The organism is Streptomyces sp. NPDC044044, assembly GCF_056434405.1.
The window spans coordinates 189,087-205,158 of record NZ_JBWKFG010000007.1; the positions used below are offsets into that span (position 1 = coordinate 189,087).

A 16,072-nucleotide genomic window follows, 5' to 3' on the forward strand; every position below is an offset into this window, starting at 1 on the left:
CGATGGGGGTGGTGGGGGCGGCGGTGGGGGGCTTGTTCAGCCCTTGGTGGCGCCCGACGTCAGGCCTGCCACCAGATACTTCTGTCCGACAACGGCGGCGATGACGACGGGGACGGTGATGAGCGTGGCGGCGGCCATGAGGCCGCCCCAGTCGGTGCTCGCGTACGAGATGAAGTTGAAGAGGGTCACCGGCACCGTCTGGGTGCGGTCGTCGGCGAAGACCAGCGCGAACATGAAGTTGTTCCAGCTGAAGACGAACGCCAGGAGCGAGGCGGTCGCGGTGCCGGGGGCGGCGAGCGGCAGCGAGATGCGCCAGAAGGCGCCGAACGCGCTCAGGCCGTCGGTGCGCGCGGCCTCTTCGAGTTCGACCGGCAGCCCGGCGAAGAAGCTGATCATGATCCACATGATCAGCGGTACGGAGACGAACATGTGGCTGAGCACGAGGACGGTGTAGGAGCCGACGAGCCCCATCTGCGCGAACAGGTAGTACCAGGGCACGAGCAGCGAGATCGCGGGAACGATGCGTGCGACCAGGATGACGGAGCCGGTGCGGTGCATGGCGAACCGGCCCACGGCCCACGCCGCGGGCACGGCGATGACGGCGGAGAGCACCGTGGAAATCACGCCCACCAGCAGGGAGTTGCCCATGGAGCGGACGATCTGTCCGGCCTCCACGATGCTGCGGAAGTTGTCGAGGGTGGGTTTGAACCACAGGCCCACACTGGGGTCGGTCACCTGCACGTTGGTCTTGAACGCGGCGGCGAACATCCACACGAGCGGCAGCGCGAAGACCAGCGTGACGAGCGTGATGGCCGTCCCGCGCAGCCACGTCCACTTCCGGCGCCCGCGGGGCTGTGTCTTGCGGCCACGGGGCTGTGTGGTGACCGGTGGCCGGGTCGCGGGGGTGGCGGTGGCACTCATGCGTTCTTCCCTCCTCCGCGGCGGCGCAGCACGACCACGACACCGATGATGAACAGCGTGAACAGGACCAGGACGGCTGCGGCAAGGCCGTACTCCTGGTAGTCGAAGGTGAGGCCGTAGGCGTAGACGTTGAGCGTCTCCACCTCGAAGTCGGAGCCGCCGCCCGCGCCCTTGGTCGCGTAGAGGATGTCGAAGGTCTTGAGCGCGTCGACGGCACGCAGGACGAGGGCTGTGGCGAGCGTGGGGCCCAGCATCGGCAGGACGACGTGGCGGAAGCGCTGCCAGGCCTTGGCGCCGTCGACGAGTGCCGCTTCCTCGGGCTCCTCGGGGAGCGTGCTCAGGCCTGCGAGCAGAAGCAGCGTCATCATCGGCGTCCACTGCCATACGTCGATGAGCATCAGCATCGGCAGTGACTGGCTCACCGAGCCGAGAAACTCCTGGCGGGGCAGTCCGAGGCCTTCGAGGAGGTGGTTGGCGATGCCGTTGGTGGGGTCGAGGATCAGCAGCCACAGGATGCCGATCGCGACGGGGGTGGCGAGCAGCGGAATGATCAGGACGGTGCGGACCAGGCGCATGCCGCGGAACGGCTTGCGCATGAGCATCGCGAGCGCGAGTCCCAGAACCGTCTCCAGGATCACGGCGCCGACCGTGAAGACCAGGGTGCGGCGTGCGGCCGGCCAGAACCGCCGCGTGTCGCCCAGTGCGTCGGTGAAGTTCTGCAGGCCGATGTGGCGTTTGTCGGCGTTCACCGCGCCGAACGCGTCGGTCAGGCTGAGGTCGAGCGTGAAGGCCAGCGGGAAGACGATCATCAGGCCGACGAAGAGCAGCGCCGGGGCGAGCATCGCCCACTTCAGCCGCCGGTTGGCCTGTTCGAAGGTGCGGGGAGTGCGGGTGCGGCGCGTGCCCGGACGGGGCGTCGACGAGCGCGTGTCGGCGTGGGGCGGGGAGACCTCGGTGGCGGCCATCAGGACTCCTTGTGGCGGTTGTCGCGGACGAGGAACTCGGCGAACTCCGCGTCGGCGTCACGTACGACGGGCCGTACGGACTCGCCGAGGATGGCTGCGACCAGCGGCCTGCCGACGATGTCCCTGGCCCGGCCGACCTGGAGGACCCGCGGCCGGTCGTAGCCCAGACCGCGTTCGGCGTTGACCCGCATCGCCTCGGCGAGATCCGGCGGGAAGGCGGCGAGAGTCCGGCGGTCGGCCCACACCGAACTGCGGGCGCCGGGGATGCCGTCCGACTGGAGGGCGGCGGACATCTTCGGCCCCGCGGCCCACCTGATGAACTCCCAGGCGTCGTCGCGCAGGAGGGAGAACTTGTTGATGCCAAGGCTCCAGGACGGGATGTTGTGCGGCTTGGCGCCGGCCGGGCCCGCGGGGAAAGGCGCGAACCCGACGGACTCCCGTACGGCGGGGGTCGCGATCTTCGGGTCGAGGAAGTTGCTGTAGATGGCGTCGGCGTCTATGTAGAACGCGGCCTTGCCCTGCGCGAAGATCGGCATGGCCTGTTCGAGGCTCATGTTGGTCGCGCCCGGCGGTCCCGCCGTGCCCAGGAGCCTGCCGTAGTACTCGTAGGCGGCCAGCGCCTGGCGGCTCCCGATGGCGGACTTGCCGTCGACGAGGAAGTCGCCGCCGTACGAGTACAGGAAACTCGACCACTGGGACACGGCACCGCTGCGCTGCCCGCGGCCGACGTATCCGTAGAACCCCTTCTTCTTCGCGGTGAGTTCGAGCGCGGCCGACATCAGCGCGTCCAGGGTGCGGGGCGGGCCGCCGAGCCCTTCGACGAGATCCTTGCGGTAGTACAGCGTGGGACGTTCGGTCACCACGGGGACGCTCAGTATCTTCCCCTCCGCCAGGGACGCATCGCGCGGTGCCTTCTGGAAGTCCGCCCAGGCGAACTCTTTGTCGCTCTCGACCCGGTCGGTCAGGTCGGCGAGCCAGTCGTTGTGCGCGAAGACCAGTTGCTCCTGCAGCGCGCGCACCATCATGACGTCCACGTCGGTGCCCGATGCGTTGAGCTTGACGTTGTAGCTGCTCGACAGCTGATCCGAGGTGAGCAGGGTCATCGAGACCCGGCGCCCGATCCGCTCCTCGAACTCCTTGGTCCGGCGTTTGATCGCCTGCGACCACACATGGTTGATCGCCATGATCCGCAACGGGCTGCGGGCCGAAGGCCTTGTGCCCTGCGGCGAGCAGGCGGCCGATGCGCCCACGCCGATGGCTCCCGCCGCGCCTGCGGCCAACCTGCCGAAAGAGCGCCGACTCAAGGGCTGGCTGCTCGTGGACATCGTTGTCCTCGTCTCTGTGCTTGGGATGTTCCTGAACCCGCGGTGCCAGCAGTTCCAGCAGTGGTTGCCACCGCGGTTCAAGAGTGGTCCAACTGGTAGGACCAGTTGGAATCTGGCAGGACCGTAGCAGCATGCGGAGGCTCCCCAACAGCCCCCGCAAGAAAGATCCACACAACGAAGCGGTCACGCCCACCGCCACGAGCCGTGCCGCACACAGCCCTCAACTGCAGGTCAGAGGCTGACCGATGGCGTCCGGCGGCTACTCCCCCGCCCTGCCGCCCGCCCGTCGGACCTCCGCCTGGCCAAGCAGCGTCTCGATGTGGTTGCGCGCCATGATGTCCACCTGCACATCGAGATCAGCGCCGTAGGTACGCAGTCCGAGCATGAGGTGCTCCCGCATGCGCGCGGCCGCCAGCTCCTCGTCACGTGCCTCGATCGCCTCGAAGATCTCCGGGTGATGCGGCACACCGGGCTCCCCGATCGAGGGATCCGAGTTCGAGCGGAGCATCATCTCGAACATCATTCCGCTGATCGACGACAGCATGATCCGCAGTACGGGATTCTTGCTCGCCACCGCGATCGCGTCATGGAACTCCATGTCCGCCTGCGCCTTGACGACGACGTCCGTGGCCGACTCCAGGGCATCGCACGCGCCCCGCATCACCGCGATGTCCTCGTCCGTGGCCAGCCGGGTGGCCAGCCGGACCATCTCGACCTCCAACGGAAGCCGTGCCTCGATGAGCTGACGGACCGTGGGCCGGCCCGCACGGTACAGCGCGTCATACCCCCGGGCCTGGCCCGAAGTCTGCTCACGTACGAAGGATCCGCGCCCCGGAGCGACCTCGATGAGGTGCTGCGCCTCAAGGCGCCGCAGCACCTCCCGCACGACGTTGCGGCTGGAGCCGAACTGGGCCGCCAGGTCACGCTCGGAGGGCAGCTTGGCCCCGACCTCGATCTCACCGGAGCGGATCTCGTGTTCCAGCTGACGCGCGATCCGCTCGGTCAGCAGGCCGCGCTCAGCCGTTTCGGGGAGACGGCCCGGCTGGGTGGAACCTGGTGACGAGGAGGACGCGGACGGCTGCATGGTCGCAGCGTACAGCGGGGCCTTGCCCTCATCCCAGGTAGTGGTGATCTTGGCGCTTTCCCTGATGACTGGGCGTGTTCAAGCATCAGGGAGGGTGTCCGTTGCGTGAGTGGCGTGTGGTGTGGGTGCCGGATCGAGGGCGGTGGGGGCCCTGCCGACGGAGGGCGTCCTAGGGGTACGAGACTTGCCGGAGGCGGTGGCCGGGATCGGACTGCGGCCGGGGGATCCCGTCTTCTTAACCCCGGAGTGCGTCGTGGACCGGGAACTGCTGGATTTTGTTCGGTCAGCCGAGTTCCAGCTATTGGAAAGGGAGACGAGGCGAAATTACGCGGCGGACATGCGGATACTGCTGACGTTTCTGTCCTCGCGCGGGGTGGCCTGGCGGGATGCGTCGCGGCAGGATCTGCGGGACTTTCGGCACTGGAGATGCAGGGCTCCGGAAAATTCGTGCCGCATCAGCGGTACCAAATGGAATCGGGAAGTGGCGGCGTACACCAAGCTGTTCAGGTGGGCGAAGGTCTTCCCGTTGCCGATCGATGCGGCACGGCGCGAGGACCGGGCCGTCGACTCGGTCAGCGCACGGGTCTCTTGGCTGGCGCCGCGGACCTGGGGTTTGTGGTCGGACGTCGGCCTGCGCGGGCACACTCGTGGCGGGGTGCCGGTTTCTGGATGGAAGTCGAGGGTTGAGCTGCGCAACACCAGCTTCGTGCAGTTGCTGTTGAGTTCGGGCCTGCGGCGGCAGGAGGGCGGATCACTGCTTGTCTTCGAGCTGCCTGCTCAGCGTCTTCGTCATGGCCGCTACCTGCACGGTCAGGTGGCAAGCGCGCTGACCCGGGCGAAGAAGAGCCGCACGTTCGATCCGTGTATTCAGGCTCTCGTTTCTCAGCGCGCCATTCCGGCCGGGGTTGTGCTCTCGAAAGGAGCAGGTAGAAACCAGGGGTCCGATCAGGGCCAGATCAAAGGGTGCCAGCGTCGCTCTTCTTGGCCAGCGCCCACACGTAGTACCACTTGTCCTCACGGAGATGGCGGGTGTTATTTTCTGCGGCAGAGTGGATGATGGACCACATCCCGCCCGATGCGCCAATAGCGGCGATGGCTGCCTGCAAAGCAGGCCCGTAGACGGCCACGAGAATCGTGCTAACGGATCCGATCAAGGCGCCACTTGAGGCGACAGCCCCCTTCCTTCGCGCCTTCTGCATTTCGAATCGCATCGAACGCACCTGGTCTTTGATCTCCATACCGAGCCGCAGGAGTTCACGCTCCGACTGGACGGCATTCAGTGAATCGTCCATCGCCAGTAGGCTGCTTTGAAGGAAGCCACGGAAAGCAATATATGAGTCGAACTCTTCCGCTGTGATTTTGCTGAAGGTGGTCAGATCTACACCCTCGATGAAGGGAAGGTCCATCTGCATGATGGGGCGAACCACTTGGCTCTTGATCGGCTCAGCCCCGGAAGCGTCCACAGCCCGCCCATCACGGATCAGATAGTCGACGGCCTCAATCGGCATGGAAGATCCCTGATACGTGCGTGACTTCACCCAGTAATTTGGAAGGTACCAAACGAGGCCCATCTTGAGCATTTCCTCAGCGCCAATGATCCATTCGCCAAGCCGTTCAAGGTTGGGGCAGTAGATTCCATATTCAATTACCTCTGCGCCGACCGGGGCACCGCCCATGCGTGAATTGTTGGTGCCAGGAAAGTTTCGCTCTCCCAGAGTGTGGCGAATTTCGCCCTCCTGGTGAGTGAGTAGTAACGTGTCGGACACCAGCGCCGCACGCTTGGTGATATCCGTGAGTCCAATTCCGTCAGTGGAAAGTCCTACGTGGAATCGTGAGCGCGAAATCCTCCTCGCGGAAACCAGCTTCACCCCCGCCCTCTGTGGCACATCCTCGATGAGGCTAGCTGAATAGTGCAGCGCCACATCCCTACTTGTCAGCTGCTGTCCGTCGATTCCTCGAAAGACAGTTCGCATGCGGTTTGAGATCGCACGGCTCTGGACTGGCCGCTTTCGTCTTAACATGCGGTCCACCCTGCCGTAAGTACAACTTCACCATGGCATCTATTAAGAAACTCGCTGGTCTTTCCATGGGACGAACAAAGCAGCACCCGACCGTTTGGCGCGAACACCGTCGGGCGGAGGCTGCTCGGGCGCCCGACGCCAGCTCAATGAGGTCGGGTAGCTGGATCACACTCAACCGGGCAACAGCCACTCAAGGAAGATCTCTGAACACTAGAACTTGACAGGGAAGCCGATGGAGGTGATCAGGCGGTTGAGCTGGGGTGGCGTACCGGCGTGCCCTGCTCACCGGCCGACTGGGCGGCTCTGCCCTCCGGCGGGATCCGTCCCGGTGTTCGAGGCAGGCCGCCCGGCTATGCGCGCTCCAGTCCGTGGCGGGCGGCCCAGCCGCTGATCGCGGCGGCCAGCTCTTCGGGGCGGTCCTCCGGGGAGTGGTGACCCGCGAGGCCGTGGCGGGAGACCTCCAGGCCCGCAATGTTTTCCTCGCACCAGGCGACGGCTCCCTGGTCGGTCATCGCGCCCGGTCCCGGTTCGAATGCGGCCAGCAGCTTGGGGACTTCGGGGCTGGCGGCAAGCCAGGCGTCGTAGCGTTCGATGCGGGCCACGACGTCGGCGGGTTCTGAGTCCAGCGGCATCATGCGGGTCCATGCCAGTACCGGGCGGCGGCTGTGCGGGGTCGGGAAGGGGCGGCGGTAGACCGCCAGGTCCGCGGGGTCGATCGGGGTGGCGAAGGTGTCCGGCAGCCCCTCGATGAACAGCGAATTCTCCAGGATCATCTCCTCGCCCACGCCGGGAGTGCGAAGAAGCGTGAACAACTCCCTTCCGGCCGCGGGGAATTCATCGCCGACCAGCGGTTTGATGATCGCCTCGGTGAAGGCGATGCCACGGACGCGATCCGGAAGGCGGGCGGCGCGGTCGAAGGCGAGCGCTCCGCCCCAGTCGTGGCCGACGAGAACGGCCTCGGCAAGCCCGAGGGCGTCGAACCAGGCGTCGAGATGGCGGGCGTGATCGTCGAAGGAGTAGGCGAGGTCGGGCTTGCCGGATTCGCCCATGCCGATGAGATCGGGAGCCAGGAGGCGGCGGCCGGGCGCGGCCACACCTGGCAGGACGTTCCGCCAGAGGTGGGAGGAGGTGGGGTTGCCGTGGAGGAAGACGAACGGCAGCCCGTCGGGGTCGCCGGACTCCCGGTAGTGGAGGGTGGATCCGAGGACGGAGAGGGTGGGCATCGCGGGGTCACTTCACATTCAGGCGGGGAGTCTGAGGTGGGGAGTCAGAGGTAGGGAGTCAGCCGCAGGGAGCCTGAGGCTGGGCGTCAGACGTGGGGGGTCAGAGGTTGAGGCTCAGGGCGCGTTCGAGGGTGATCTCGATGACGGCCAGGTCCGGCGGGGCGGGCGGGGCCGCGTGGTAGCGGACGGTGTAGCGGCGGACCGCTTCGGCCAGGCGCACGGGATCGTCGGTCACTACGGCCCGGCCTTCGAGGGTGATCCACCGGAAACCGTCCGCCTGGCAGAGCGCGACACGTGACATCGGGCCGCCCGCCGTCACGTTGCGGGCTTTGCGGGCCCCTGCCCGCGTGGTCACCCGAGCCAGGCCGGCGGCAGCGTCGAAGGTGAAGCGGACAGGGGTCACGTGCGGCGTGCCGTCGGGGCGCAGGGTGGTGAGGGTGGCCGTGTGGGGGCGAGCGAGGAACGCCCTTGCGGTGTCCGGGAGTTCGGCGGCCCGGCTCACTTCTTCTTCACGCCTTCGTTCCAGATCAGCTTGGCGATGTTCGGCTTCACGGCCGTGGTGATCACGCCCATGGCCCGGTGGACGTACTCCCGCTCCGCCAGCTCGCGCAGCATGCTCGCGGCGAGGTCGGCACGGGCGGTGAAGACGCCGTCGGCGCTGGTCTCGGCTGTGTGGTAGTCCGTGACGACGGAGTGCTCGAAGAGGCCCGATGGCCGGACGAGGGTCCAGTCGAGGTCCGTCTCCCGGATCACGGCCTCCATACGGCGCATGTCCTCGTGGAGGGTGCGGCCGAGCCGTCGGTTCACCAGCGGGTCGAGCACATGGTTGAAGAAGTGCGCGCCGGTGGGGCGCCAGTGCGGGTCGGCGATGCTGGAGCTGACGGCGAGCAGCCGCTTGATGCCGTGACCCGCCATGACCTCGGTGATGACCCTGGCACTCGCCGAGTACGTGGTGACGGCCTCCTTGCTGAATCGTGCGCCCAGCGCGGAAAGGACGGCATCCGTCCCGCCGATCGCGGCGTCGACGGCTGCCGGGTCGGTGGCATCTGCGACGGCCACGGTGAGGGCTGTTCGCGGGGCGAGTGAGCCGGGGCGGCGGGTCACGGCGACGACCTCGTGGCCGGCGGCGATGGCTTGGTCGGTGAGGTGGCGGCCGGTCGGTCCGTTGGCGCCGAAGACTGCGATGCGCATGGTGTCGGGACATCCCGTCGTGTGGTTGCCGGATCGTGTGGTTCCCTGAACGTGTGGCTCCCGGAACGCCCTTGACTGTGCCGATCCGTGTGCGCAGGCTCAACGCTGATGAATAACGAAGCCCCTGCTCCAGCGCGCACACGAGGCCGTCCCCGCGGCAATCCGCCGACCCGTGAGTCGATCGTCCTGGCCGCCCGTGCGCTGTTCTTGGAGCGCGGCTACCGGCGCACCACTCTGCGCGCGGTCGCAGGCGCCGCCGGAGTCGATCCGGCGCTGATCGCCTACCATTTCGGCTCGAAGAAGGGCCTGTTCGCGGATGTGATGCAGTTCCAGTGCGCCAATGCGCTGACGGTGGATCATGTCCTCGGCGGTGACCCGACCACCCTTCCCGAGCGTCTGATCGATGCGGTGACGGGTCTGTGGGAGGACGCCGATTTCCTGGCGCTCACCGCCCAGGGCGACGAGGCCGCCGCGGTGATCCGTGAATACCTGGAACGCGAGTTGCTGGCCCGGCTTGTTGAATTTCTGGGCGGCCAGGACGCGACCGCACGCGCCACCGCCGTGACGACGATCCTCGGCGGCCTGATCTACACCCGCTACCTCAACCCTCTCCCCACCCCCGCCGCCCTCACCCCGTCCGAGACCCGCCACGTCCTCGCACCGGCTCTGCGCGCGGCCCTGACCCCCAGGCCGCGCACCGTGGCGGCCAGGGCCAACGGACGACCGGGGGCGCGGTCTTCGGCGTAGCGCGAGGTGCGGCCGGAGAACGACGAAGGGGTGGGCCTGACCGTCCCAGGTCAGGCCCACCCCTCAGGCACGCACGCCACCGCCCGTGGCGCCGCGCCGCTCTGTGTTGTCGCATTCAGGTGCGCATTCGGGTGCGCGTCAAGTGCGCGTCACCATCGGTACCAGCGGCCCTTTCGGCCGCCGCTCGCAGCGGGCTTGATCACGAAGCCGAGCAGCCAGACGACCAGCAGGATGACCGCGACCCACCACAACGCCTTCAGTGCGAATCCCGCACCGAAGAGGAGCAGGGCCAGAAGAAGTACCACAATCAGGGGAACCATTTTTATCAACCTCCAGACGACCATGTGCTCCCATTCCTGCCGAGCAAACACACAAGAAGCTTGTTTCCCACGCAGGTTGAAGGGATCCGATCGCGGTGATGATGTCTGGCGGGCAGCCGAGCGGTCCGGCAAGCACTAACACCCGTGCCATTACGCGCCGTTGGGGCGGCTCCTCCTCGGGGTCCGCCCCAACGGCATGCGGCCAAACGGAAAGGGACGGCGGGAGCAGCGGCCGATCATCACCCTCATCACCCGCCCACGAACCGCCGTCAGCCCCCACCACGTGCGGCGATCAAGCCGCCATTGATGGCGATACGCCCCGTTTTAGCACGACGAGCAACATCCGCAGTATGTCCATTTTTGAGCCAAAAAGATACTCCTTTGCATCATTAGAGTCATATACAGATTTCCCCCTGCATTGCGGCGAGGTCCAACTAAATGGCATACCTCGATGCCCCGTCGAACCGCATTCCGCCCCCTTCCCCATTCAGTGAAACGGGTCACACAGGAGGCCGCGCCCACGGGAGCCGCTGAGCACATTTCCGTTCCACGCAAAGAAAGTTGGGCTTTTCGATCAAAGAGGACACGGGGTTCCGGTGGTCGGCGGCCGGGCCTCGCACATTTCTATTTGAATTCTGACCTTGTTCTGTCCGGGCTTTCTCGCCTAACGTCACCGTCAATCCGGATGGAACGCCGAATCCTGCCGCTGTCCGGAATCACTCCCACCCACTCACATACGCCCGGCAGGAGCGGGGGACCCAGGTAAGCCGCCGATCCGGATTCCGGAACGGCTCGGGGTGAAGTCGCCTTTGCAGCGCGACCGGACATCTCCCGTCCGAACCCGACAGCTCACCTCGTAGGCGACGGAGAGGAATTCGTCATGCCTGCAAAGGGAAAGCACCGCCGTCCCAAGTCCAGCTCGCTCACCAGAGGTATCGCCGCCGCAGGCACGGGCGGGGCCGTGCTCGTCCTCCCGGTGCTCGGCGCGACCACCGCCGGAGCGGCGCAGGCGGACACCGCCGCCAAGCCCGCCGCGGCCCCGAAGACCTACGTCGTCGTCGCGGGCGACACCCTCTCCAAGATCGCCCGAGAGCACTCCGTGAGCGGCAGCTGGAAGAAGCTGTACGAGGACAACCGCAGCGCCCTCGGCGACGACCCGAAGCTGATCCGCCCCGGTCTCCGGCTCACCCTCGACAAGGAGGGCGCTTCCAAGGCCTCCACCGAGCGGGCGGACCGCTCCAAGCGCACGAACGCGCCCGCCGCTGAGCCCGCCGCCGCCCCGGCGAAGAAGTCGTACGCCAACAACCTCGACGGCTGGATCAAGGAGTCGCTCGACATCATGGCCGAGCGCGGCATCCCCGGCTCCTACGAGGGAATCCACCGCAACGTCATGCGCGAGTCCTCCGGCAACCCGCTGGCCACGAACAACTGGGACTCCAACGCCGCCGCCGGAACTCCCTCCAAGGGGCTCCTGCAGGTCATCGCCCCCACATTCTCCGCGTACCACGTGCCCGGGACGTCGCTGGACAGCTTCGACCCGGTCGCCAACATCACCGCCGCCTGCAACTACGCGGCCGACCGGTACGGCTCGATCGACAACGTGAACGGTCCGTACTAGACCTGCTCCCCGCTCGTCTCCAGGACGTCCACCTGCGGCAAGGAACGGTGCCGATGGTGGGCGTCCGCTATCTCCGCGAGCCTGGGACGGCCCAGCGCGCGATAGGCCGTCACGAGGAGTTCGTTCGCCAGAGCCTCGCGCGCCGGGTCACCCGCGGACGCCCAGTGCAGGTCGCGGCCCAGCAGAAGGGCCTCCGTCGGGTCGCCCGCCGAGCAGCGGCGGCGGGCCTCGTCCAGGGACTCCCCCAGGGCCTCGGCCTCGTCGAACAGGCCGTACATGTACGTCGCGAACTTGTACTCGTCGGCCCCGTTGTGGGCAGGGCGGCCCAGCGCGGAATCGCCCGACGCGAGTGCGCCGGCGCCGTCAAGCGTGGTGATCCGGTCAGGGTCCACGGGCGGGACGGCCATGTCGTACGCCCTGGAGTAGGCGAGGCCCGTCTCGGTGCGCTCACCCGTCTCGACGGCGGTCAGCGCATCGCGCAGCAGACCCAGGCGCGAGCGCCGGGCCGACCCCTCCTCGTCGTCCTGCACGTCGTCGTCGAGGTCGCGCCAGCAGCGTTCGAGGATCACCCGCACCGCTTCGAGCGGGGTCTTGGAACGCGTGTCGATGCCGCCGCCGTCGTTGTTGTAGTAGGAGGCGACACCGCTGCAGGTGCGGCCGTCGTCGAACCACAGGCCGTGGTGCAGACCGTCGGAGCCGCCGTGCAGGAAGGTCAGGAACTCCGGCGGATCGCGGTAGTAGCGACCGTGCACCCGGACGTCGATGCCGTCCCGCGGTCGCAGACCAGGGTCTGCGAACAGGTCCAGGATGCCGACCGGGCTCACGTCCAGGTCCCGGAGCGCCCGCTCTCCGTCCGGGCCGAGAGCTCCCAGGAACTCCCAGAACCGGAAGATGGATTCTGGCAGTTCGAGCCCCCAGTCGTGCCGGAATCTCTCTTCGACGGCGGCCCGGTCCGTCAGGCCCCCGCTCTTGTCCCCGCTCATTGAACTCCCCGCTCATGACGCTCGTGTGGCCGGTGCCGGCGGCCAAGGTCAGGTCTCGCTCAGGCGTCGATGATGACCGGGATGATCAGGGGCCTGCGGCGGTGTGTGCGGTACGCCCAGTTCGCCACGGCACGAGCGATGAGCTGCTCGAGCTGGTGGGCGTCGCCGACCCCTTCCTCGGCTGCGGTGGCCAGCGTCTTCTCGATCATCGGGATGACGGACTCGAAGGTGGTCTCGTCGTGGACGAAGCCGCGGGCCAGGAAGTCGGGGGCCTCGGCGAGCGCGCCCGTGTCGGCATCGACGATGGCGACCACGGTGACGACGCCCTCCTCGGCCAGCGTGAGCCGGTCCTTCAGCGAGGCTTCGTTGACGCCGCCGACGGTCATCCCGTCCACGTAGACGTAGCCCGCGGGCACCTTGCCGGTGATGGACGCGCGGCCGTCGACGAGGTCGACGACGACGCCGTCCTCGGCGATGACGACCCGGTCGGGGTCGACGCCGGTGCGGATGGCCAGGTCGGCGTTGGCCTTCAGGTGCTTCCACTCGCCATGTACGGGCATGACGTTGCGGGGCTTGACGATGTTGTAGCAGTAGACGAGCTCACCCGCGCTGGCGTGCCCCGAGACATGCACCTTGGCGTTGCCCTTGTGGACGACGTTCGCGCCCCAACGGGTCAGCCCGTTGATCACTCGGTAGATCGCCGTCTCATTGCCGGGAATCAGGGAGCTGGCGAGGAGAACGGTGTCTCCCTTTCCGATGCGGATCACGTGGTCGCGATTGGCCATCCGCGACAGCGCGGCCATCGGCTCGCCCTGGGATCCGGTGCACACCAGGGTGATCCGGTGGTCGGGGAGCTTCTCCAGCTCCTTCATGCTCACGACCAGGCCCGAGGGAACGTTCAGATAGCCCAGGTCGCGGGCGATGCCCATGTTGCGGACCATCGAGCGGCCCACGAACGCGACCTTGCGGCCGTGCTGGTGGGCGGCGTCGAGCACCTGCTGGATACGGTGCACATGGCTGGCGAAGCTGGAGACGATGACCCGCCGCGGCGCGGTGCGCAGGACCTGCTCGATCGCGGGGTTGAGCTCGCGCTCGGAGGTGGTGAAGCCCGGCACCTCGGCGTTGGTGGAGTCCGTGAGGAACAGGTCGACGCCCTCCTCGCCGAGCCGCGCGAAGGCGCGCAGGTCGGTGATGCGGTCGTCGAGCGGGAACTGGTCCATCTTGAAGTCGCCGGTGTGGAGCACCATCCCGGCACCCGTGCGGATGGCGACGGCGAGCCCGTCGGGGATGGAGTGGTTGACCGCCACGAATTCGCAGTCGAAGGGCCCGAATCCGCGCCGGTCCCCCTCCCGCACCCGCACCGTGCGCGGCCGGATGTTGTGTTCCTTGAGCTTGGCCTCCAGGAAGGCAAGTGTCAGCTTCGACCCGACGACGGGGATGTCGGACCGTTCACGCAGCAGGTAGGGCACACCGCCGATGTGGTCCTCGTGGCCGTGTGTGAGGACCACGGCCACGACGTCGTCCAGGCGGTCCCGGATCGAGGTGAAGTCGGGAAGAATGACGTCGACGCCGGGCTGGTTCTCCTCGGGGAACAGCACGCCGCAGTCGACGATGAGCAGCTTGCCGGCGTACTCGAAGACGGTCATGTTGCGGCCGATCTCGCCCAGGCCGCCCAGGGCGACAACCCGCAGGCCTCCCTTGGGCAGCGGCGGGGCAGGCTTCAGCTCGGGGTGCGGATGGCTCATGGGGTGACGCTACCGGAGAGTTGAAAGACCTGGTCCACAGGACTCCCGTGGGCGGCGCGACATGCGCACGGCACATCCCCCGGACGGCTGGTTCGACTTGCCCTTCGAGCTCAGACGCGGCGCGGAAGATGTGCACGATGTGCCGGGTATCGGCCAGGGTGTGCGGGGCCAGGGCGTGGTACGCCCACACGTGCACCCAGGCATTGCCGGTGCGCAGGGTGAGCACGGCCTTCATCATGCTGTGCCGCTGGACGACCAGCGGCGGGCGGAGAACGAGGTGTGGCTGGCCTTCACGGCTCGCGCCATGACCGACCCCGAGCTGCGAACGCTGCGCGACGAGGGGTACGACACGCTCCGCGCAGGCTGCCGCGGCCTCGTGGCGGGCCTCATCGATCCCGGCCGCGACCTGAATCAGGAGACCGCCCGGCTGCACGCCCTGGTGGACGGTCTCGCCGTGCACGCGGCAATGCGGCCGGACATCGAGACCCCCGAGTCCATGTACGCCGTCGTCGTCGGCCACTTGGCGGAACTGCGGACCCCGCACACCACCCGCCCTCCGGCCGAAGGCTGACGGGGCTCGGCCGGGTCGGTGCGGGAGTCTGCGTGCCATGAGACCCGCCGTGGATCACGTAGGGCCAAAAGCGCCGCTCCAGCCCGCCCTGCGGTCCTGAAGAGGCCATCGTGCAGGACTCGGCCATCGCTCAGCAGTCACTGGCCCAGGTGCCACGCCGAGACGGCCGCGCACGACATCCGCCCGCCGTCGCATCCGGTACCCGGCTGTCGGTGCTCGGTGTACGGGCAGGCGCGGCATCAGGACGGTCCGCGGGACGTGACAGTAATGTCGTCGCCATGACTGACAACTCGCTGCGTACTGTCACCATCGAGCGAGCCGGACCGGGCCGGTTCACCGTGACCAACACCCGAGGGGGCACGCTGAGCTTCGGCACCGGCGAGGGCGCCGACTTCACGCCGGTCGAGTTGTTCCTCGCGGCGATCGGCGGCTGTACCGCGGCCGACGTGGAGGTCGCCACGAGTCGTCACGAGGAGCCGACCACGTTCTCCGTCACCGTAACCGGCAGCAAGGTCGAGGACGAGGGCGGCAACCGGATGTCGGACCTCGAGGTCGCCTTCTCCGTCGCGTTCCCGGACGGGCCGTCAGGGGAGCGCGCCCGCACCATCCTGCCCCGGGCCGTGAAGACTTCGCACGACCGGCTCTGCACGGTCAGCCGCACCGTCGAGGCGGGCACACCGGTCAGCGCAACCGTGTCCGACAGGGCTGACGGCGCCTGACGTCTGAAGGCGACGCCCGAGCGAGCCGCGGCCAAAATGGCGTCACGGCGATGTTCCGGGCCACCGCATCGGCTCCGGTCGGCTCAGCCGCCACGAACTCACCGGCGCACGGACGTCGCTCGCCGCGCCGCCCGCCGGAACGTGGCGAGGACCGCCCGAACTGCGAACAGTGCAGACGAAATGCCACGGCTCTCTGGCTCAGGACACTAGGCGGTCGTGTCCCGCCGGCACGGGGCCCCGGTGTGCATGCTGGCGGAGGCTCCGGCGATGACGGAGTCAAGCCGGTCCCTGGTGTGGGTGAGATCCGTGATGTGCCGGTCGAGGTGGTCGCGTTCGACGGTCAGGCGCTGGAGAAGCTCGGGCGTGGCCTTGCCGTCGATGACACAGGGCGTGAGCTCAGCGATGGTCTTGCTGGACAGCCCCGCGCCGTACAGCTGCCGGATCAGGCGGATCCGTTCGACAGCGGCTTCCGCGTAGTGGCGCTGGCCGCTGGCGCTGCGTTCGGCGGCGAGCAGGTTCTGCTCCTCGTAGTACCGCAGGGCCCGGGTGCTGACGCCCGTGCGGAGGGCGAGTTCCCCAATGCGCATGGCCCGCTCCGGATTCCTGTGGTGTGAGGCACATTCACTTGCCTCTGACGTC

General features: G+C 67.6%; 18 protein-coding genes and 1 riboswitch. Of the genes, 6 read left to right on the forward strand and 12 right to left on the reverse strand.

Annotated elements, in window-relative coordinates:
• Positions 1 to 36 precede the first annotated feature (36 nt).
• The 3 genes from AC07AG_RS26415 to AC07AG_RS26425 are packed head-to-tail and all read right to left on the reverse strand — an operon-like array spanning position 37 to position 3,070.
• A complete protein-coding gene (locus tag AC07AG_RS26415; RefSeq protein WP_478758222.1) occupies positions 37 to 921 on the reverse strand; it encodes a carbohydrate ABC transporter permease in 885 nt (294 codons plus the stop codon).
• Positions 918 to 1,886, reverse strand: coding sequence for a carbohydrate ABC transporter permease (locus AC07AG_RS26420; protein WP_478758224.1), 969 nt, complete (start codon positions 1,884 to 1,886; stop codon positions 918 to 920). The genes AC07AG_RS26415 and AC07AG_RS26420 overlap by 4 nt, the downstream gene beginning before the upstream one ends.
• Complete coding sequence (locus tag AC07AG_RS26425) at positions 1,886 to 3,070, reverse strand: ABC transporter substrate-binding protein (RefSeq protein WP_478758226.1); 1,185 nt, start codon at positions 3,068 to 3,070, stop codon at positions 1,886 to 1,888. Before AC07AG_RS26425 ends, AC07AG_RS26420 begins: the two co-directional genes overlap by 1 nt.
• On the opposite strand from AC07AG_RS26425, the gene AC07AG_RS26430 reads away from it, so the two are divergent.
• Entirely contained in the window at positions 3,069 to 3,338 is a 270-nt protein-coding gene (locus AC07AG_RS26430; protein WP_478758228.1) for a hypothetical protein, read from the forward strand. The two genes, AC07AG_RS26425 and AC07AG_RS26430, sit on opposite strands and share 2 nt — an antisense overlap.
• Before the next feature lie 132 nt (positions 3,339 to 3,470).
• On the opposite strand, the gene AC07AG_RS26435 is transcribed toward AC07AG_RS26430, so the two are convergent.
• Positions 3,471 to 4,295, reverse strand: coding sequence for a FadR/GntR family transcriptional regulator (locus AC07AG_RS26435; protein WP_478758230.1), 825 nt, complete (start codon positions 4,293 to 4,295; stop codon positions 3,471 to 3,473).
• Positions 4,296 to 4,632: 337 nt separating this feature from the next.
• Here AC07AG_RS26435 and AC07AG_RS26440 point away from each other — a divergent pair, with 337 nt between their 5' ends.
• Complete coding sequence (locus AC07AG_RS26440) at positions 4,633 to 5,352, forward strand: hypothetical protein (protein ID WP_478758771.1); 720 nt, start codon at positions 4,633 to 4,635, stop codon at positions 5,350 to 5,352.
• On the opposite strand, the gene AC07AG_RS26445 is transcribed toward AC07AG_RS26440, so the two are convergent.
• From AC07AG_RS26445 to AC07AG_RS26460, 4 genes are all read right to left on the reverse strand, one after another.
• The gene (locus AC07AG_RS26445) at positions 5,252 to 6,217 is read right to left on the reverse strand and encodes a hypothetical protein (protein ID WP_478758232.1); all 966 of its coding nucleotides are present in this window, start codon (positions 6,215 to 6,217) and stop codon (positions 5,252 to 5,254) included. The genes AC07AG_RS26440 and AC07AG_RS26445 overlap by 101 nt on opposite strands.
• Before the next feature lie 449 nt (positions 6,218 to 6,666).
• Positions 6,667 to 7,539, reverse strand: coding sequence for a haloalkane dehalogenase (locus AC07AG_RS26450; protein WP_478758233.1), 873 nt, complete (start codon positions 7,537 to 7,539; stop codon positions 6,667 to 6,669).
• 100 nt (positions 7,540 to 7,639) lie between these two features.
• Positions 7,640 to 8,041, reverse strand: a complete 402-nt coding sequence (locus AC07AG_RS26455) for a pyridoxamine 5'-phosphate oxidase family protein (RefSeq protein WP_478758235.1) — start codon at positions 8,039 to 8,041, stop codon at positions 7,640 to 7,642.
• Positions 8,038 to 8,730: an NAD(P)H-binding protein gene (locus AC07AG_RS26460; protein WP_478758237.1), complete on the reverse strand. Its 693-nt coding sequence runs from the start codon at positions 8,728 to 8,730 to the stop codon at positions 8,038 to 8,040. Before AC07AG_RS26460 ends, AC07AG_RS26455 begins: the two co-directional genes overlap by 4 nt.
• 108 nt (positions 8,731 to 8,838) lie before the next feature.
• Here AC07AG_RS26460 and AC07AG_RS26465 point away from each other — a divergent pair, with 108 nt between their 5' ends.
• The gene (locus AC07AG_RS26465) at positions 8,839 to 9,477 is read left to right on the forward strand and encodes a TetR/AcrR family transcriptional regulator (protein ID WP_478758238.1); all 639 of its coding nucleotides are present in this window, start codon (positions 8,839 to 8,841) and stop codon (positions 9,475 to 9,477) included.
• A gap of 149 nt (positions 9,478 to 9,626) precedes the next feature.
• Here the strand turns inward: AC07AG_RS26465 and AC07AG_RS26470 are convergent, their stop codons facing one another.
• Entirely contained in the window at positions 9,627 to 9,797 is a 171-nt protein-coding gene (locus tag AC07AG_RS26470) for a DUF5670 family protein (protein ID WP_478758240.1), read from the reverse strand.
• Between the two features lie 713 nt (positions 9,798 to 10,510).
• Positions 10,511 to 10,675: riboswitch (cyclic di-AMP (ydaO/yuaA leader) on the forward strand.
• Positions 10,676 to 10,677: 2 nt separating this feature from the next.
• Here AC07AG_RS26470 and AC07AG_RS26475 point away from each other — a divergent pair.
• The gene (locus tag AC07AG_RS26475; protein ID WP_478758242.1) at positions 10,678 to 11,415 is read left to right on the forward strand and encodes a LysM peptidoglycan-binding domain-containing protein; all 738 of its coding nucleotides are present in this window, start codon (positions 10,678 to 10,680) and stop codon (positions 11,413 to 11,415) included.
• Here AC07AG_RS26475 and AC07AG_RS26480 read toward each other — a convergent pair.
• A complete protein-coding gene (locus tag AC07AG_RS26480) occupies positions 11,412 to 12,398 on the reverse strand; it encodes an ADP-ribosylation family protein (RefSeq protein WP_478758243.1) in 987 nt (328 codons plus the stop codon). The two genes, AC07AG_RS26475 and AC07AG_RS26480, sit on opposite strands and share 4 nt — an antisense overlap.
• Positions 12,399 to 12,457: 59 nt before the next feature.
• On the reverse strand, positions 12,458 to 14,143 hold the full coding sequence (locus AC07AG_RS26485; RefSeq protein ID WP_478758245.1) for a ribonuclease J: 1,686 nt from the start codon (positions 14,141 to 14,143) through the stop codon (positions 12,458 to 12,460).
• 241 nt (positions 14,144 to 14,384) lie between these two features.
• Here AC07AG_RS26485 and AC07AG_RS26490 point away from each other — a divergent pair, with 241 nt between their 5' ends.
• Positions 14,385 to 14,714, forward strand: a complete 330-nt coding sequence (locus AC07AG_RS26490) for a TetR family transcriptional regulator C-terminal domain-containing protein (protein WP_478758247.1) — start codon at positions 14,385 to 14,387, stop codon at positions 14,712 to 14,714.
• A 278-nt stretch (positions 14,715 to 14,992) separates the two neighbouring features.
• The gene (locus AC07AG_RS26495) at positions 14,993 to 15,433 is read left to right on the forward strand and encodes an OsmC family protein (protein WP_478758248.1); all 441 of its coding nucleotides are present in this window, start codon (positions 14,993 to 14,995) and stop codon (positions 15,431 to 15,433) included.
• Positions 15,434 to 15,639: 206 nt separating this feature from the next.
• Here AC07AG_RS26495 and AC07AG_RS26500 read toward each other — a convergent pair whose 3' ends face one another.
• Positions 15,640 to 16,020 (reverse strand): MerR family transcriptional regulator, encoded by a 381-nt coding sequence (locus AC07AG_RS26500; protein WP_478758250.1) that lies wholly within the window; start codon positions 16,018 to 16,020, stop codon positions 15,640 to 15,642.
• Positions 16,021 to 16,072 lie beyond the last annotated feature (52 nt).

Bases quoted from the DNA above. Each gene is read 5' to 3' on its own strand.
- AC07AG_RS26465 (WP_478758238.1), top strand. From the start codon at position 8,839: ATGAATAACGAAGCCCCTGCTCCAGCGCGCACACGAGGCCGTCCCCGC.
- AC07AG_RS26415 (WP_478758222.1), bottom strand. From the start codon at position 921: ATGAGTGCCACCGCCACCCCCGCGACCCGGCCACCGGTCACCACACAG.
- AC07AG_RS26450 (WP_478758233.1), bottom strand. From the start codon at position 7,539: ATGCCCACCCTCTCCGTCCTCGGATCCACCCTCCACTACCGGGAGTCC.
- AC07AG_RS26460 (WP_478758237.1), bottom strand. From the start codon at position 8,730: ATGCGCATCGCAGTCTTCGGCGCCAACGGACCGACCGGCCGCCACCTC.
- AC07AG_RS26470 (WP_478758240.1), bottom strand. From the start codon at position 9,797: ATGGTTCCCCTGATTGTGGTACTTCTTCTGGCCCTGCTCCTCTTCGGT.
- AC07AG_RS26420 (WP_478758224.1), bottom strand. From the start codon at position 1,886: ATGGCCGCCACCGAGGTCTCCCCGCCCCACGCCGACACGCGCTCGTCG.
- AC07AG_RS26500 (WP_478758250.1), bottom strand. From the start codon at position 16,020: ATGCGCATTGGGGAACTCGCCCTCCGCACGGGCGTCAGCACCCGGGCC.
- AC07AG_RS26425 (WP_478758226.1), bottom strand. From the start codon at position 3,070: ATGGCGATCAACCATGTGTGGTCGCAGGCGATCAAACGCCGGACCAAG.
- AC07AG_RS26480 (WP_478758243.1), bottom strand. From the start codon at position 12,398: ATGAGCGGGGACAAGAGCGGGGGCCTGACGGACCGGGCCGCCGTCGAA.
- AC07AG_RS26485 (WP_478758245.1), bottom strand. From the start codon at position 14,143: ATGAGCCATCCGCACCCCGAGCTGAAGCCTGCCCCGCCGCTGCCCAAG.
- AC07AG_RS26440 (WP_478758771.1), top strand. From the start codon at position 4,633: ATGCGGATACTGCTGACGTTTCTGTCCTCGCGCGGGGTGGCCTGGCGG.
- AC07AG_RS26495 (WP_478758248.1), top strand. From the start codon at position 14,993: ATGACTGACAACTCGCTGCGTACTGTCACCATCGAGCGAGCCGGACCG.
- AC07AG_RS26435 (WP_478758230.1), bottom strand. From the start codon at position 4,295: ATGCAGCCGTCCGCGTCCTCCTCGTCACCAGGTTCCACCCAGCCGGGC.
- AC07AG_RS26430 (WP_478758228.1), top strand. From the start codon at position 3,069: ATGATCCGCAACGGGCTGCGGGCCGAAGGCCTTGTGCCCTGCGGCGAG.
- AC07AG_RS26475 (WP_478758242.1), top strand. From the start codon at position 10,678: ATGCCTGCAAAGGGAAAGCACCGCCGTCCCAAGTCCAGCTCGCTCACC.